The organism is Blastococcus sp. SYSU DS0828, from assembly GCF_054050975.1.
Genome location: NZ_JBJHAK010000002.1, coordinates 32,108 through 47,261, shown reverse-complemented (window position 1 = coordinate 47,261; position 15,154 = coordinate 32,108). Strand labels below are relative to the sequence as shown.

At 75.5% G+C, this 15,154-nt stretch carries 18 protein-coding genes; 11 read left to right on the top strand and 7 right to left on the bottom strand.

Annotated elements, in window-relative coordinates; all coding sequences use genetic code 11:
• Positions 1–40: 40 nt before the first annotated feature.
• On the bottom strand, positions 41–2,287 hold the full coding sequence (locus tag ACI79Q_RS01850) for a helicase-associated domain-containing protein (RefSeq protein ID WP_456614038.1): 2,247 nt from the start codon (positions 2,285–2,287) through the stop codon (positions 41–43).
• A 52-nt stretch (positions 2,288–2,339) separates the two neighbouring features.
• Between ACI79Q_RS01850 and ACI79Q_RS01845 the strand changes: the two genes are divergently transcribed.
• The 3 genes from ACI79Q_RS01845 to ACI79Q_RS01835 all read left to right on the top strand — a co-directional run bounded on the left by ACI79Q_RS01845 (position 2,340) and on the right by ACI79Q_RS01835 (position 4,844).
• On the top strand, positions 2,340–2,852 hold the full coding sequence (locus tag ACI79Q_RS01845) for a hypothetical protein (RefSeq protein WP_456595884.1): 513 nt from the start codon (positions 2,340–2,342) through the stop codon (positions 2,850–2,852).
• A gap of 112 nt (positions 2,853–2,964) precedes the next feature.
• Positions 2,965–3,192, top strand: coding sequence for a hypothetical protein (locus tag ACI79Q_RS01840; RefSeq protein ID WP_456588067.1), 228 nt, complete (start codon positions 2,965–2,967; stop codon positions 3,190–3,192).
• Complete coding sequence (locus ACI79Q_RS01835; RefSeq protein WP_456588066.1) at positions 3,189–4,844, top strand: AMP-binding protein; 1,656 nt, start codon at positions 3,189–3,191, stop codon at positions 4,842–4,844. Before ACI79Q_RS01840 ends, ACI79Q_RS01835 begins: the two co-directional genes overlap by 4 nt.
• 71 nt (positions 4,845–4,915) lie before the next feature.
• Here the strand turns inward: ACI79Q_RS01835 and ACI79Q_RS01830 are convergent, their stop codons facing one another.
• Entirely contained in the window at positions 4,916–5,683 is a 768-nt protein-coding gene (locus ACI79Q_RS01830; RefSeq protein WP_456614037.1) for an endonuclease/exonuclease/phosphatase family protein, read from the bottom strand.
• 74 nt (positions 5,684–5,757) lie between these two features.
• Between ACI79Q_RS01830 and ACI79Q_RS01825 the strand changes: the two genes are divergently transcribed.
• Entirely contained in the window at positions 5,758–6,324 is a 567-nt protein-coding gene (locus ACI79Q_RS01825) for a nucleotidyltransferase family protein (RefSeq protein WP_456614036.1), read from the top strand.
• On the opposite strand, the gene ACI79Q_RS01820 is transcribed toward ACI79Q_RS01825, so the two are convergent.
• Both ACI79Q_RS01820 and ACI79Q_RS01815 read right to left on the bottom strand, forming a co-directional pair.
• Entirely contained in the window at positions 6,311–6,631 is a 321-nt protein-coding gene (locus ACI79Q_RS01820) for a DUF202 domain-containing protein (protein ID WP_456614035.1), read from the bottom strand. The two genes, ACI79Q_RS01825 and ACI79Q_RS01820, sit on opposite strands and share 14 nt — an antisense overlap.
• Positions 6,628–6,969 (bottom strand): YidH family protein, encoded by a 342-nt coding sequence (locus ACI79Q_RS01815; RefSeq protein ID WP_456588062.1) that lies wholly within the window; start codon positions 6,967–6,969, stop codon positions 6,628–6,630. Before ACI79Q_RS01815 ends, ACI79Q_RS01820 begins: the two co-directional genes overlap by 4 nt.
• 140 nt (positions 6,970–7,109) lie before the next feature.
• Between ACI79Q_RS01815 and ACI79Q_RS01810 the strand changes: the two genes are divergently transcribed.
• On the top strand, positions 7,110–7,502 hold the full coding sequence (locus tag ACI79Q_RS01810; protein ID WP_456588061.1) for a cold-shock protein: 393 nt from the start codon (positions 7,110–7,112) through the stop codon (positions 7,500–7,502).
• Between the two features lie 10 nt (positions 7,503–7,512).
• Here ACI79Q_RS01810 and ACI79Q_RS01805 read toward each other — a convergent pair whose 3' ends face one another.
• Together ACI79Q_RS01805 and ACI79Q_RS01800 are read right to left on the bottom strand one after the other, a co-directional pair.
• A complete protein-coding gene (locus ACI79Q_RS01805) occupies positions 7,513–7,977 on the bottom strand; it encodes a DUF2771 family protein (protein ID WP_456614034.1) in 465 nt (154 codons plus the stop codon).
• Positions 7,974–9,482: an MFS transporter gene (locus ACI79Q_RS01800; RefSeq protein WP_456614033.1), complete on the bottom strand. Its 1,509-nt coding sequence runs from the start codon at positions 9,480–9,482 to the stop codon at positions 7,974–7,976. The genes ACI79Q_RS01805 and ACI79Q_RS01800 overlap by 4 nt, the downstream gene beginning before the upstream one ends.
• 65 nt (positions 9,483–9,547) lie before the next feature.
• Here ACI79Q_RS01800 and ACI79Q_RS01795 point away from each other — a divergent pair, with 65 nt between their 5' ends.
• A complete protein-coding gene (locus ACI79Q_RS01795; protein WP_456614032.1) occupies positions 9,548–10,348 on the top strand; it encodes a DUF3027 domain-containing protein in 801 nt (266 codons plus the stop codon).
• 7 nt (positions 10,349–10,355) lie between these two features.
• On the opposite strand, the gene ACI79Q_RS01790 is transcribed toward ACI79Q_RS01795, so the two are convergent.
• The gene (locus tag ACI79Q_RS01790) at positions 10,356–10,583 is read right to left on the bottom strand and encodes a DUF2530 domain-containing protein (RefSeq protein ID WP_456588057.1); all 228 of its coding nucleotides are present in this window, start codon (positions 10,581–10,583) and stop codon (positions 10,356–10,358) included.
• Between the two features lie 106 nt (positions 10,584–10,689).
• Between ACI79Q_RS01790 and ACI79Q_RS01785 the strand changes: the two genes are divergently transcribed.
• Genes ACI79Q_RS01785 through thpR form a run of 5 tightly spaced genes read left to right on the top strand, consistent with a single transcriptional unit; the run spans position 10,690 to position 15,097 of the window.
• Positions 10,690–12,249 (top strand): NCS2 family permease, encoded by a 1,560-nt coding sequence (locus ACI79Q_RS01785; protein ID WP_456588056.1) that lies wholly within the window; start codon positions 10,690–10,692, stop codon positions 12,247–12,249.
• 28 nt (positions 12,250–12,277) lie between these two features.
• Positions 12,278–12,727 (top strand): MarR family winged helix-turn-helix transcriptional regulator, encoded by a 450-nt coding sequence (locus ACI79Q_RS01780; RefSeq protein ID WP_456588055.1) that lies wholly within the window; start codon positions 12,278–12,280, stop codon positions 12,725–12,727.
• The gene (locus ACI79Q_RS01775) at positions 12,708–14,090 is read left to right on the top strand and encodes an MFS transporter (RefSeq protein ID WP_456588054.1); all 1,383 of its coding nucleotides are present in this window, start codon (positions 12,708–12,710) and stop codon (positions 14,088–14,090) included. Before ACI79Q_RS01780 ends, ACI79Q_RS01775 begins: the two co-directional genes overlap by 20 nt.
• Before the next feature lie 60 nt (positions 14,091–14,150).
• Positions 14,151–14,534 (top strand): hypothetical protein, encoded by a 384-nt coding sequence (locus tag ACI79Q_RS01770; RefSeq protein ID WP_456588243.1) that lies wholly within the window; start codon positions 14,151–14,153, stop codon positions 14,532–14,534.
• Positions 14,495–15,097 (top strand): RNA 2',3'-cyclic phosphodiesterase, encoded by a 603-nt coding sequence (gene thpR / locus ACI79Q_RS01765; protein ID WP_456588242.1) that lies wholly within the window; start codon positions 14,495–14,497, stop codon positions 15,095–15,097. Before ACI79Q_RS01770 ends, thpR begins: the two co-directional genes overlap by 40 nt.
• The last annotated feature ends 57 nt before the right edge of the window (positions 15,098–15,154 follow it).

Sequence of the window (15,154 nt, the reverse complement as noted above, 5' to 3'; positions counted from 1 at the left end):
CCGCGGCACCGACGGTTCGCCGTGCCGGAGACCGCGCGCCTCAGCCGGCCGCGTCGCCCTCCACCAGCGCCACCGAGGTGATCCGGTGGACGGCAAAGGTGCGGCTCTCCCCGCGGCGTTCGTCGTAGCCCTGCAGGAACCCCCCGGCCAGCGACACCGGCTGGACCACGCGCTGGCTGCCGCTGCCCTGGGCGTCCACGTAGCCCAGCCACACCGGCACGCCCTCCCGCACGGCCCGCGACAGCAGCTCCAGCGTCGACGCCGTCGTCACGCCCGGCACCTGCCGCACCGCCTCCCCGCGGCGGGCGGCCAGCGCGGCGTCGCCGGCCCGGATCTCCCGCACCGTGGCGTCCAGGTCGGTGCCGCTGAGCGGGCGCGGCGCGGCCGGTGGCTCGGTGCCGCGGCGGCCCACTGCGCGCGGCCGGGCCGGCGGCCGGGTGAGCACCGCCCCGCCCGGGTGCTCGCCGGCCGGGGCGTACCCGGCCTCGCGCAGCACGGTGAGCACCTCGTCGGCGCCCAGCCCGCTCACCAGCACGCCCGGGGCCAGGCGGCGCAGCTCGGCCCCGGCGGTGCGCCGGTCGCTGAGCACCTGGGACAGCAGCCCGTGGTCGTCCGAGCGCACGTAGGACTCGATCGACCCGACCCGCAGCCGCCCGTGCTGCCGGGCCACGTCGTCGACGAGGTAATCCAGCGCCTGCGGCACAGGGGTGCGGGACGCCCGGGCGAAGAAGTCGTGCAGGTCCGACGCCGACCAGCCGGCGTCCAGCGCCCGCCGCACGCTGCCCTCCGACACCCGGAACACCGTGGCGCCGCCGGAGGACTCGACGTCGGCGACGACGGCCAGCGTGTCGGCCAGCTCGGCGACCAGCGGTCCCGGCGCGATCAGCGACAGGTCCGGCTGGGCGAGGACGTGGTCGACCGGCTCGGGCAGCAACCCCCGCATGCCGTCGGCGGCGCCGTCCTCGCCGGCGGCCAGCAGACCGCGGCCACCGGTGGAGAGCACCCCGCCCACGAGCACCCCGAGCCGCGCGGCCTCGGCGAGCATGTCGGGCACCGGCGCCAGCCGGTCCGCCCGGCGCGGGGTGCGCCAGCGCAGCAGCGCGGTGAGGTCGTCGGGCGCCAGCCCCGAACCCGGCGGCTGCTCGGCGAGCACGGCCAGCGCCGACCGGCGGATCGCCGGCGCGGTGTGCCGCACCAGGTCGGGGGAGAGCGGGTTGGCGGCCTTGCCGGCCAGGTCGCGCACCCCCACCAGCGAGGGCAGCCGGACACCGCCGAGCCAGCCGGCCGCGAGCGCCGCCCAGCGGTCGGCGAGGTCCTGCTCCCGCCACACGTCGTAGGCCCGCGTGGGCAGCCACTCGTCCCGGTGCGGCCCACCCACGTCGAGCAGCCCGCCGGCGTGCGCCAGCTCCAGCAGCCAGGCGGCGTCGGGCTCGGCGACCTTCAGCGTCTTCGCCAGCCGCTTCTGGTCGCGCACGCCGACCCCGCCGCTGCGCAGCAGCCCGGCCGGCTCCTCCTCCAGGAGCGCGAGCAGCTCCCCGACGCGCCCGACCGACTCCAGCGCGGCACCGGCGGCCTGCCGGTCCACCACCTGCGGGTCCCGCGTGACGACGGCGGGCTCCGGGCGACGGCGCGGCGAGCCGTACGGCCGGTCGCCGCGCAGCAGCAGGCCGATCTCGCGGGGCAGCTCGACGTTCAGCGCGTCGATGCGGGCGAGCAGTCCGCGCTGCAGCAGCCGCCGGGCCGGTGACGCGCCGCCGTTCGGCGAATCGGGCAGGTGGCCGACCGGCCGGTCGCCGGCCAGCCGCTCCAGGACGGCGCGTTCGTCCGGGGCGAGCTCGGCGAGCGCGGCGGGGAGGTCGGCGGGCAGCTGCAGGCGCAGGTCCACCGCGCGGCGACCCAGGCCGGCGGGGTGCCGGACGGCACGGCGCACCGGGTCGGGGGCGTGCAGCACGTCGTCGCCCCAGAGCAGCGCCCGCGCGGTGAGCGCCTCGATCGCGCCGGCGATCACGTCCTCGCCGACCTCGGGCAGCTCCCCGAACAGCGCGTCGGGCGCCAGACCGTCGGTGGGCGCGAGCAGCACCACGTCCAGCACCTGCAGGGTCGCGGCGTCCAGCTCGTCCAGCGCGCGGTCCACCGACACCGGGACGGCCAGCCGACTGGCGAGCGCGACGACGTCGGACGGCGCGGGGCGGGCCACGTCGGGCCGGGCCGCCAGCAACGCGCGCAGCTGCTCGTCGCTGCGGGTGCGCAACCAGGCGGCGAGCGTCGCAGGAGCTTCCGTGGACATCCGGTCCACGCTACGTCGCCGCCCCCGCCGACGCTGCTGCCAGCATGGAGGCATGCACCCGGCGAGTGAGGACCCCGGCACCCGGACCGCCCTGGCCGCCCACCAGGTCGGGGCGCTGCGCTGGCTGGGCGGCGGGGCCATCGCCGTCGTCCTGGGGATCCTGCTCGGCGTCGCCGCGATCACCATCGCCGGCGAGGACGGGCGCCGGGTGCCCGGTGCGGGCCTCGCCGTCCTGGTGCTCGTGCTCGGCGGGCTGGCCGCCGTCGGCGTGGGCGCCGGGGCGCTGTGGCGCACCCACCGCTGGCGGCGGGCGCTGGCCGGCACCCCGTGGCGCCGCGGCACGCTGCGCGTCGCCGGGCCGGCCGTCCTCGCCTTCGAGCCCGACGGCCTCGACGACGACGTCCACCTCCGCCTGCTGAGCACCGCGATCTGGCGGACCCGCGCGGTGCAGGCGCTCGACGGCGGCAGCGTGCTCGCCGCGCCGGTCGGAGCGGGGCAGTGGGTGTTCACGACCGAGGGAGCGGGCACCCTCTACGGCGCCCGGGCCGTCGCCCGGGGGCGCTGACCGCGACACCCCCCGCCGCGGGGGCGGTGGCGCGCGCCGGGCAGGCCGGTCAGGAGATGATGTGGGGGACAGTGCACCGCGCGGTGCACCCGCGACCGCACACGGAGGCGTCATGGCCAAGCGCAACGAGAAGCACGCCCACCTGGTGGAACCCACCTGGGGCGAGTCCGACGGCGGCGGTCCGCCGATCACCGAGCTCGTGGCCTCGGTCGCCGGCCCGTTGTCGCCGTTCGGCGAGGACCACGGCTTCCCGATCCCGCCGGAGCGCCTGCGCTACGCCCACCCGACGGACAAGCCCAACCGGGCCGGCGTCCAGACCGCAGAGGGCCGGCGGCGGTGAGCGCGCCCGCGCTGCCGTCCTACAGCAGCGGGACCTCCACGGTCCCCCTGCTGGGCGACACGATCGGGGCGAACCTGGATCGGACGGCGGCACGGGTGGGCGACCACGAGGCGCTCGTCGAGTGCGCCTCCGGTCGCCGCTGGACCTATCCCCAGCTGGTCGACGACGTCGATGCCTGCGCGCTGGGGCTCGACGCCCTCGGCGTGGCCAAGGGTGACCGGGTCGGCATCTGGGCGCCCAACTGCGCCGAGTGGGTGTTCGTCCAGTACGCGACGGCGAAGCTCGGCGCGATCCTGGTGAACATCAACCCGGCCTACCGCACCCACGAGCTCGCCTACGTGCTGAAGCAGGCCGGGATCTCCGTGCTGGTCGCGGCCCCTGCGTTCAAGACCAGCGACTACCGCGCCATGGTCGCCGAGGTGCGCGGTGAGTGCCCCGAGCTGCGCGAGGTCGTCTTCCTGGGCTCCCCGGAGTGGGATGCGCTGATGCGCGCGGGCCGGGAGGGGGACCGGGGGCTGCTCGCCGAGCGCGAGACGCAGCTCTCCGCCGACGACCCGATCAACATCCAGTACACGTCGGGCACGACCGGCTTCCCGAAGGGCGCCACGCTCACCCACCACAACCTGCTCAACAACGGGTTCTTCGTCGGCGAGGGGTGCGGCTACACCGAGGCCGACCGCGTCTGCATCCCGGTGCCGTACTACCACTGCTTCGGCATGGGGATGGGCAATCTCGGCGCCACCAGCCACGGCGCGACGATGGTCATCCCGGCGCCGGGGTTCGACCCCGCGCTGACGCTGCAGGCCGTGCAGGACGAGCGCTGCACCTCGCTGTACGGCGTCCCGACGATGTTCATCGCCGAGCTCGGGCTGCCGAACTTCGGCGAGTTCGACCTCTCCAGCCTGCGCACCGGCATCATGGCCGGCTCGCCGTGCCCGGTGGAGGTGATGAAGCGGGTGGTCGCCGAGATGGGCATGACCGAGGTGACCATCTGCTACGGCATGACCGAGACCTCGCCGGTCTCCACGCAGACCGGTGCCGACGACGACCTGGAGCGGCGCACCTCCACCGTCGGCCGGGTGCACCCGCACCTGGAGGTGAAGGTCGTCGACCCGGCGACCGGGCTGACCGTCCCCCGTGGGACCCCCGGCGAGTTCTGCACCCGCGGCTACTCGGTGATGCTCGGCTACTGGGACGAGCCGGAGAAGACCGCGGAGGTCATCGACCGCGCCCGTTGGATGCACACCGGCGACCTCGCCGTCATGGACGACGCCGGCTACCTCAACATCGTCGGCCGGATCAAGGACATGGTCATCCGCGGCGGGGAGAACGTGTACCCGCGGGAGATCGAGGAGTTCCTCTACACCCACCCCGACATCGTCGACGCGCAGGTCATCGGCGTCCCCGACGAGCGGTACGGGGAGGAGCTCATGGCCTGGGTGCGGCTGCGCGAGGGCGCCGAGCCGCTCACCGCCGAGAGCCTCCGCGAGTTCTGCGCCGGCAAGCTGGCCCACTACAAGGTGCCGCGGTACGTGAAGGTCGTCGACGAGTTCCCGATGACGGTGACCGGCAAGATCCGCAAGGTGGAGATGCGCCAGGTGTCGGTGGCGGAGCTGGGGCTGGAGTCCGCGGCGGCCGTGCGCAACGCCTGAAGAAGGACCACCCTTCCCCCCACGCCTCGCACGCTCGGCGCGGGCCCCTGAAGGGTGGCCGTTCCAGTTCGTCACCCCGGGGCGACCGGCACCACCAGCGCCCGGTGGTCGGACAGGGGGAGCCGCACCGCCTCGGCCGGGCCGCCGGCCCGGATGCCGCCGCGCACCAGGACGTGGTCCAGCTGCCGGGTCGGCCGGGGCGCCGGGAACGTCGCCGCCGTCGCGACCGGGCGCAGCCCGCTGTGCCGCGCGGCCGCGCGCTGCTGCATGTTGAGGTCACCGATCAGCACCAGGGGCTCCGGCGTGCCCGCGAGCGAGCGCACCAGCGTGCGCAGCTGGTGGGCGTTCCACCCGGGGATGAACGACAGGTGGGTGTTGCACACGGTGACCTGCCCGGAGGGGCCGTCGATGACGGCGGCGACGGCCACGCGGGGTTCGTCCCGGGCCAGGAACGGACGGCGGGACTGCTGCGACCACAGCGGCACGCTCACCCGCAGCGCGTCCAGCCGGACCACCCGCCAGGAGACCACCGGGTACCGGGAGAGCAGGGAGATGCCGTAGCTGGCCGACCCCGGCTGCTCGTCGCCGGTGGCGGCCATCCAGGTGCCGCCGGGCGTCCCGGACAGCGCCGCGACGAACTGGGAGTCGACGGCCCCCATCGCCTCGGCCGCGACGGCGGTCAGGTCGGCGCCGTGCGACCGCGGCTGGTCGCGGTCGACCTCCTGCAGACCGAGGACGTCGGCGTCCAGGGTCTTGACCGCGGCGGCCAGCCGGTCGACGTCGACCCGGCCGTCGTCGAGCGAGCGTCCGTGCAGGAGGTTGAAGGTCGCGATGCGCACCCGCTCCCAGTGCCCGCCGGGCGCCCGGTCTACCCCGCTGTGTGCGGGCGTTACCTGCGGGTAGCAGGCGCTGGGTGCAGACGTCTCCCCGGGAGCAGGTGCGCGACCTGCTGAAGCGGACCGCGGTCGCGCTGAAACAGGGGAACGTGCCGTTCGCGCTCTGCGGCGGCTACGCCGCCTGGGCGCGCGGTGCGCCCGAGCCCGATCACGACGCCGACTTCCTCGTCCCGGCGGCCGAGGCCGGGCGGGCGGCCGAAGCGCTCGCCGACGCCGGCCTGCAGGTGGTGGAGCCGGCCGAGGACTGGCTGCTGAAGATCGTGCGGGACGACGTCTTCGTCGACGTGATCTGGCGGGCCTGCGGACTCCCCGTGGGGAACGACCTGGTCGACCGCGCCGAGACGCTGCCCGTCCTCTCCGTGCAGATGCCGGTGCTGGCGCCGACCGACATCGTGGTGTCCAAGCTGATGGCCCTGGACGAGCACTACTGCGACTTCTCGCGGCTGCTGCCGGTCGCCCGCGCGCTGCGCGAGCAGGTCGACTGGGAGTTGGTGGCCCGCGAGGTGGCGGAGAACGACTTCGCCGTCGTCTTCCTGGCGCTGCTGGATCGGCTCCGGATCACCCCGGACGTCAGCCCGGGATGAGCACGGCCACGGCGGCGGCGAGGGCGGTGAGGACGACGGTGGCGGTCGCCGCGCGGGCCAGCGCGGGGCTCGAGACGCGCCCGCCGTCGGCCACCCTGCGGCGCACCTGCCGGTAGCGGGCGGGAGCGAGCCCTCCGAGCAGCAGCAGCCCGAGCAACGCGGTGACCCCGCCCGCGACGAGGAGCGCGGGCCGCTCCGCGCCCACTGCCCGGTGCGCCACCAGCCCGGCCACGGCGAGCAGCCCCAGCCCGGTGCGCTGCCAGGCCAGCGCGGTCCGTTCGGGCTGGGTCTCCACCGGGTCGGTCACCCGCGCAGGACCTCCAGGCCCACGAGGACGCCGACGACGACCACCACGGCGCTCACGGCGGCGACCACGGCGGGGACGAGCACGCTCGAGGGCAGCGCCCGCCCGGACTCGATCGCCGCCTCGTTGGCCCGCCACCGGCGGTACCCGGCCAGCGCGATGCCCAGGCCGATGGCGACCAGCGCCAGCGCGACGGCGGAGCTGCCCCACGGGACCCCGAGGTCGGGGGCGTAGGTGGCGACGGCGACCCCGCCCGCGACCAGCGCCAGCCCGGTCCGCAGCCAGGCCAGCAGCGTGCGCTCGTTGGCCAGGGTGAAGCGGTAGTCGGGGTGGTCGGGCACCGGCCCAGCGTAGGGACCCGCCGGGAATCGGCAGGTCGGCGCGGCGGCGCGGCGGCTAACCTGGTGACCAGCGGCGTCCTGCCGCCGTCGTCCGACCGGCCAGCGTGCCGCGCCAGAGCGAGGAACTGAGGGAATCCACCGTGCCCACCGGCAGAGTGAAGTGGTTCAACGCGGAGAAGGGCTTCGGCTTCCTGTCCCGCGAGGACGGTCCCGACGTCTTCGTGCACAAGGACGCGCTGCCCGCCGGCACCGACCTCAAGCCCGGTCAGCGCGTGGAGTTCGGCATCGTCGCCGGCCGCCGCGGCGACCAGGCGCTGCAGGTCCGCATCCTCGACCCGCTCCCGTCGGTGGCGGCCACCGTCGCCGCGGCCAACCGCAAGAAGCCCGACGAGCTGGTCCCGATCGTCGAGGACCTGATCAAGCTGCTCGACGACGTCTCCGAGGGGCTGCGCCACGGCCGCTACCCCGATCGCGGCCACGCCCGGAAGGTCGCCGCCGTGCTGCGCGCCGTCGCCACCGACCTGGAGGGCTGAGCGCCGCCGCTCAGCCCGCCAGCTCGCCGCCTGCGCGCAGGAAGCCGACCGGCCAGGCCGCGGTGAACTCGCCGCAGTCGCCGCCGGCGTCCTCGACCACCACGAGGTAGAAGGCTGGCGGGACGACGTCGGAGGAGCTGATCCCCTCGAACGTCTCGGTGCCCGCCGGGACGTCCACCTCGCCGATGAGCTCCTCCAGCGACTCGTCGAACACCTGCACCTGCCAGCCCCGTTCGGCGATCGCCTCGGGGACGGTCAGGGAGATGGTGGTGCCCGGGGAGACCTCGACCACCGGCGGCCTCGTGCTGTAGCGCTGCCCCTCGCCGTCGAGGCAGTACTGGGTCGGCCCGGCGGTGACGTCCTGGCTGCCGGCCTGCACCCGGATCTCCTCGGGGGTCGCGGGCTCGCCCGCGCAGGCCGACAGCGAACCGGCCGCGCAGACGGCGAGCAGCAGCGCGGGGAGGGGAGCTCTCACGACCACGACGGTCCCACCGGCGTCGTCGGCGCCTCCGGGCCCCCCGGCGCGGCTGCCGGGGGGTGGCTGCGGTAGAGGCTCCACAGGATCAGGGCGACGGCGAGCACGAGCAGGGCCGCCGCGACGGTGAACCCGATCCAGCCGACCGGCGGCAGCGCGATGCCCAGCGCCCCGCCGACCACCCAGGCCAGCTGCAGCATCGTCTCGGAGCGGGCGAACGCCGAGGCGCGCAGGCGCTCGGGCACCTCGCGCTGGATGATCGCGTCCAGCGATACCTTGCCGAGGGCGTTGGCGACGGCGGAGACGCCGGCCACGAGCACCGCCATGGCGAACCCGTAGAAGACCGCGGCCAGCACGGTCACCGCCGCGGCGGCGGACGCCGCGTGGAGCACGAGGCGGTCGGGGGCGGCGGTGTGCAGCCGTGAGCCCACCGCGGTCCCGGTGAAGCTGCCGAGCCCCGCGGCGGCCGCGAGCGCGCCGAGCGCGAGGGTGGCCGACCAGCCGTCGGCGAACGTCGCCTGCACCAGGAACGCGGCGAAGATGGTGAGGAAGCCGCCCAGGCCGCGCAGCGCCGTGTTGGCGCGCAGCGCCAGCACCACGTGCGGGCTCACCCGCCGGCGTCCCCGGCCCTGCACCGGGATCTCGGCGGTGCGCAGGACGTCGGCGGGCTCCTCGCCCGCCGGGACGTCGACGTGCCGGGGGAGCCGGACGGCCAGCACCGCCCCGCCCAGGAACACCGCGGCGGTCGCCCACAGCTCCCAGTCGAAGCCGATCAGCGCGGCCACCCCGGCGGCCAGGCCACCGGCCACCCCTGCCGTCGCCAGGCCGAAGACCGACAGCCGCGCGTTCGCCGAGGTCAGCGACATCGCGCCCGGCAGCACGCGGGGGACCACCGCCGCCCGCAGCACGTTGTGCGCCTTGGACAGCACCAGCACCCCCAGGGCCGCCGGGTACAGCCACAGGTCGTCGAAGTGCCCGGCCATCACCAGGGCCAGCGCTGCCCGCCCGCCCAGGGACGCCGCCAGCGCCCACCGGCGGCCGCGCTGCAGCCGGTCCAGCGCGGGGCCGATGACCGGCGCCAGGAGCGCGAAGGGCGCCATGGTCACCAGCAGGTAGAGCGCGACGTTGCCGCGCTGCGCATCGGTGGTCGCGGCGAAGAACAGCGTGCCGGCCAGGGAGACGGCGATCATCGCGTCACCGGCCATGTGCAGGGCGTTCACCCACAGCAGCTGGGTCAGCCCGCTCTCACCCGCGCCGTCGGCCCGGCTGGCGGCGCGGATCCGGCGGGCGGCGGCGGTGGTCAGCTCGCGGCTGCGGGCGGCGGCGACCCGGGTGACGGTGATCTTCGGGGTGGCCGCGGGCATCGGCCGGGTCTGCGGCCGCGGCACTCCGAGCGGGGTGGTGTCCAGCGGGGTGGTGTCCAGCGGCGGCGCCGCCTCCTGCCTGCCCGGCCGCGACCACCGGCGTGCGCCGGGCGGGCGGCTGGAGGCGGACACGCCGCCCATGGTGCCGCACCCGCCTGGGAGTCCGGTCCGCGACGCCGGACCGGTCGTCCGCCACAATGGGAGTCGTGTCCGAGTCCCCCGCGCCCGTCCGGCCCGCCTCCCCAGCGGCCGAGCCGCTGACCGCCGCGATCGAGCAGGCCCGGGCGGCGGCCGTCGAGACGGCCGGCGCCGCCGACGCGGTCGGCGAGCACCTGGGGGCCACCGCGGAGTCGGTCGGTCCCCCCGAGCTGGGGGAGGTGCTCACCCACACCTTCGCCAGCCGGCTGCCCGGCTACGTCGGCTGGCACTGGGCGGTCACGATCGCCCGGGTTCCCGGCGAGGAGCGGATCACCGTCGACGAGGTGGTGCTCCTCCCCGGTGAGCAGGCGCTGCTGGCCCCGGCCTGGGTGCCGTGGCACGAGCGGCTGCGGCCGGGCGACCTCTCGGTGGGCGACGTCCTGCCGGCCACCGAGGACGACCCGCGGCTGGTGCCGGCGTACACGACCGACGACGACTCCGCCGACGACCCGGAGGGACGGGTGGTCGCCGCCGAGATCGGCCTCGGCCGGGAGCGCGTCATGTCGCGGGAGGGCCGGTCGGAGGCGGTGGCCCGCTGGACGTCGGGGGAGTTCGGCCCGACGTCGCCGATGGCCCGGCAGGCACCCGGCCCCTGCGCGACCTGCGGGTTCTACCTCCCGCTGGCCGGCTCGCTGCGGCAGTTCGTCGGTGCGTGCGGGAACGCCTACGCCCCCGGCGACGGTCGGGTCGTGGCGGCCGACTACGGGTGCGGCGCGCACAGCCAGGCGACCCTCGTCGTCGTCGAGGAGACCGAGGTGGTCACCTCTGCGCGCTACGACACCTCGGAGTACGACGTCCTGAGCGACTGATCGCGGGTCAGCCGCGGTCGCGCCGGCCCAGCTGCCCCTGCAGCTTCATGACGCCGAGCCCCAGGAGCGCCAGCCCGATCGCGGCGACGCACGTCCAGGTCCACATGCGGTCCACCCGGTCGCCCAGCAGCAGCAGGACGACCAGGGCGACCGCCCACAGCGCGATCCCGGCGAGCACCACGCGCGCGGTGTCCACCTGCAACGGCGGGGGAGCCTGCTTTCCGGGACCGGGCACGACGGCACCTTAGATCCCGGCTCGGTCACGGGGCGACCTGCTTGCCACGTGCGTGTGGCACGCTGGCGCCGCTCGTTGGCCGCTCGCACCGCCCCGGAGAACCCGCATGCCGCAGAAGTCCCGTCCGTCCGGTGGCGCCAGCGCCGCCGCCACCGACGGCAGCACCCCCGCCGACGTCTCGGCCGGCACGCCTCCCACCACCCCGCGCCGCAGCGAGGGGCCGCGGGTGCGGCCGAAGAACGGGCTGGACCGCTACTTCGAGATCAGCGCGCGCCGGTCGACGGTGAGCCGCGAGGTGCGCGGCGGGATCACGACGTTCTTCACGATGGCCTACATCGTGGTGCTCAACCCGATCATCCTGACCAGCATCGCGGGGCCGGACGGCACGCCGGGCGCCGACGTCGAGGGCACGGTGCTCCCGTTCGGCTCGATCGCCGCGGTCACCGCGCTGCTCGCCGGCGCGCTGACGCTGCTCATGGGCATCGTCGGGCGCTACCCGTTCGCGCTGGCCACCGGCCTGGGCATCAACGCGATCGTCGCCGTCTTCGCGGCCACGCAGCTGTCCTGGCCGGAGGTCATGGGCCTGGTCGTGCTCGAGGGCCTGCTCATCACCGTCCTGGTGCTGACCGGCTTCCGCCGGGCCGTCTTCGAGGCGATCCCGGCCCAGCTGAAGACCGCGATCGCCGTCGGCATCGGGTTCTTCCTGGCGATCATCGGGCTGGCCGACGCCGGCATCATCCGGCCGGGCAACCCGCTGATCAGCTTCGGTGTCGGCGGGCAGCTCGCCGGCTGGCCGATGCTCGTCTTCGTCGTCGGTCTGCTGCTCATGAGCCTGCTGGTCGTCCGCAAGGTCAAGGGCGCGCTGCTCATCGGCATCGTGGCGACGACGGTGCTCGCCATCGTCGTCGAGGCGATCGCCGGGGTCGGCCCCCGCTTCGGCGACGACGGGGAGAACCCCCGCGGCTGGGCGCTGCAGGTGCCGGCGCTGCCCGACGACGTCGTCGGCAGCCCGGACTTCTCGCTGCTCGGCAACTTCTCCCTGTTCGGCGGGTTCGAGCGCATCGGCGTCGTCGCCGCCCTGCTCATCGTCTTCTCGATCATGATCGCGGACTTCTTCGACACCGTCGGCACGGTGACCGCCGTGGGGGCCGAGGGCGACCTGCTCGACGAGAAGCGCAACCTGCCCAAGTCGCAGCCGGTCCTGCTCGTCGACTCGCTGGCCGCCGCCGCGGGTGGCGCGGGCAGCGTCTCGTCGAACACCACGTACATCGAGAGCACCGCCGGTGTGGCCGACGGCGCCCGCACGGGGCTGGCCAGCATCGTCACCGGCCTGCTGTTCCTGGTCGCGGTCTTCTTCACCCCGCTGGTGGCGGTGGTGCCGTCGGAGGCAGCCGCCCCCGCGCTCGTCATCGTCGGCGCGTTGATGATCAGCCAGATCAAGCACCTCACCTGGGACGACATGTCCCTGGTCATCCCGGCGTTCCTCACCATCGCGCTGATGCCGTTCACCTACTCGATCACCAACGGCATCGGGGCCGGCGTCATCAGCTTCGTGCTGCTGCGGCTGGCGGTCGGGCGGCGCCGGGACATCCACCCGCTCATGTGGGTGGTGGCGCTCATGTTCGGCGTCTACTTCGCGCTCGAGCCGCTGCAGCAGCTCTTCTGACCCCGGCTGCTGAGTTAGGCTAACGATCGTGGGCCGGACGACGCTGGACACCGCCGCGCTCGCCCACGAGCTGCGGCTGGCGGTCATGCGGTTCTCCCGGCGACTGCGCAACCAGCGGGTGGACACCTCGGTCACCCTCACCCACCTCGCGGCGCTGTCGACGCTCAAGCAGCACGGCCCGATGAGCCCGGGGGAGCTGGCCGGCCACGAGCGGGTGCAGCCGCCGTCGATGACCCGCGTCGTCGTCGCGCTGGAGACGGCCGGGCTGGTGACCCGCACGCCGCACCCCACCGACGGGCGCCAGGTGATCATCGAGCTCACGCCGGCGGCCGAGGAGCTGCTGTCGGCGGAGGCGCGGGCGCGGGAGGCGTGGCTCGCCGGCCGGCTGCAGCAGCTGACCGCCGAGGAGCGGGCGGTCCTGCGCGAGGCGGCCGAGATCATGGACGAGCTGGCCAGGGGTGACCTGGACGAGCACTGACCAGCGGACGCCGCCGGAGCCGGGGCGCGGCATGTTCCGCGCCCTGCGGGTGCGCAACTTCCGCCGCTACGCCTCGGCCAACCTGCTCAGCCTCACCGGTACCTGGATCCAGCGCATCGGCCAGGACTGGCTGGTGCTGCAGCTGTCCGACGACAGCGGCGTGGCGCTCGGGCTGATCACCGCCCTGCAGTTCGGCCCGTCGCTGCTGCTGAGCATGTACGGCGGCGTGCTCGCCGACCGCTACCCCAAGCGCCGGCTGCTGCTGGTCAGCCAGAGCGCCATGGGGCTGCTCTCGCTGGTCCTCGGGGTACTGGTGGCCACCGGGGCGGTGGCGCTGTGGCACGTGTTCGTGCTGGCCGGGATGCTCGGCGCGGTCTCCGCCGTCGACATGCCCGTGCGCCAGGCGTTCGTCCCGGAGATGGTCGGCCCCGCGCTGATCACCAACGCGGTCAGCCTCAACTCGACCATCTTCAACGGGGCCCGGCTGGTCGGGCCGGCGCTGGCCGGGTTGCTGATCGGAGCGGCGTCGGGCAACACCGCGCCGGCCTTCTTCCTCAACGCCGCCAGCTTCGCCTTCACCCTCGCCGCGCTCGCCGGCATGCGGACCGACGAGCTCACCCCGAGCCCGCCGGTGGCGCGGGGGCGGGGGCAGCTGCGCGCCGGGCTCGCCTACACCTGGGCCCACCCCGACCTGCTGCTGGCGATGGGGCTGGCGTTCGTCCTCGGCACCTTCGGCTTCAACTACCAGGTCACCATCGCGCTGATGGCCCGGGAGACCTTCGACCTCGGCGCCCAGGCGTTCGGGCTGCTGTCCACCTGCTTCGCCGTCGGCTCGCTCACCGGTGCGCTGCTGTCCACCCGGCGCAGCGTGCGGCCCCGGCAGCGCTTCCTCGTCGGCTCGGCGGTGGTCTTCGGTGCGTGCACGGTCGTCGCCGGGCTCATGCCCACCCACCTCAGCTTCGCGCTGCTGCTCGTACCGACCGGCGCGGCGGCGCTGGTGTTCAGCGTGGCGAACAACAGCTTCGTCCAGCTCGGCGTCGACCCGCAGATGCGCGGGCGGGTCATGGCGCTCTACTTCATGTGCTTCATGGGCGGCACCCCGGTCGGCGCGCCGCTGGTCGGGTGGGTCTCCGAGCACCTGGGTGCCCCGTGGGGGCTCATCCTCGGCGGCGGGGTGTGCGTCGTCGCCGGCCTCGGCGCCGCGGCCTGGCTGGCCCACCGCGGAGGTCTGCGGTTGGCGGTGCAGCGCACGCCGCTGCGGCTGCGGGTCCAGGCCGCCCCCCGCCCGGCCGTCCCCTCCGCGCAGGTGCGCACCGTGGAGGAGGAGCTCAGCGAGAAGGCCCCCGGTCAGCAGTCGCTCTGAGCGGCCGGGGTGCGCGTACCGTCGGCGGGCACCGGAACCGCCCGTGCGCAGGGGAACGCCATGGCCGCACTCATCCAGCTCGTCGCACTGCTCGCCGCGTTCGCCGGCCTGGTCGCCGGCTTCGGCCCGCTGATCCGGTGGATCGAGGCTCGATCGGCCCGCCGCCACGCGGCGCGGCACCCCGCGGCGCCCGGGCGCTCGGTGCAGCACGTGGCCGCGGACCTGCGCCGGCTCGGGCGCCAGCTCGAGCTGGTGGCGGCCGGGGTGCCGATGGCCCGCCGCCGCGCGCTGCAGGCCGCGTACGACGACGTCCTCCTCGAGGCGGCCGGGATGCTCGGGGTGACCTCGGACCTGGCCGCGCTGCGGCAGGACCGCGCCCGCGAGGTCGAGCGCCTCCGGGTCGCCTGCGCGCTGCGCGCCGCGGGGCTGCAGGTGCCCCTCTGACCGCCGGTCCCGCGCGCCGGCTCTTCTTCGCCGTCGACCCGCCCGAGTCCGCGCGCCGCGACCTCGAGCGGGCGCTGGCCCCGCTGCGGGAGCTCCCGGGGGCGCCGCGGTGGAGCCGTGCCGAGCGCTGGCACCTGACGCTGCTGTTCCTGGGCGAGGTCCCGGACGCCGTGGTGCCCGGCCTCGTGGCCGCCGCCGCGCCCGCCGTCACCGCGACGCCGCCGATGACGCTGCGGCTGGCCGGGGGCGGGCGGTTCGGGTCGGTGCGCCGTCCGCAGGTGGCCTGGGCCGGGCTCGACGGCGACGTCGACCCGCTGGCCGCGCTGGCCGGGCGGCTGGCCGGGGTCGCCCGCGGTCTGGAGCTGCCGGTGGAGGACCGGCCGTTCCGCCCGCACCTCACCCTGGGGCGCTGGCGCCCCGGGCGGCCCGCCGACGGTTCGCTGACCGACCGGCTCGCCGGCTACCGGGGGCCGGAGTGGCCGGTGCGCGAGATCCGGCTCTGGGAGAGCCGGCTCGGTGCCGAGCCGGCGTACACGGTGGTCGCCCACTGGGCGGTCGGCTGAGTCACCGCGTGCAGGCGGGGCGGCGCGGTCGCCCGAGCCGAGGCGCGTGCGGTCCAC

What these genes read in the sequence shown, in the direction of transcription:
- ACI79Q_RS01785 (WP_456588056.1), top strand. Translation starts at nt 10,690, where the DNA reads ATGCCGCAGAAGTCCCGTCCGTCCGGTGGCGCCAGCGCCGCCGCCACC.
- ACI79Q_RS01840 (WP_456588067.1), top strand. Translation starts at nt 2,965, where the DNA reads ATGGCCAAGCGCAACGAGAAGCACGCCCACCTGGTGGAACCCACCTGG.
- ACI79Q_RS01845 (WP_456595884.1), top strand. Translation starts at nt 2,340, where the DNA reads ATGCACCCGGCGAGTGAGGACCCCGGCACCCGGACCGCCCTGGCCGCC.
- ACI79Q_RS01770 (WP_456588243.1), top strand. Translation starts at nt 14,151, where the DNA reads ATGGCCGCACTCATCCAGCTCGTCGCACTGCTCGCCGCGTTCGCCGGC.
- ACI79Q_RS01850 (WP_456614038.1), bottom strand. Translation starts at nt 2,287, where the DNA reads ATGTCCACGGAAGCTCCTGCGACGCTCGCCGCCTGGTTGCGCACCCGC.
- ACI79Q_RS01800 (WP_456614033.1), bottom strand. Translation starts at nt 9,482, where the DNA reads ATGGGCGGCGTGTCCGCCTCCAGCCGCCCGCCCGGCGCACGCCGGTGG.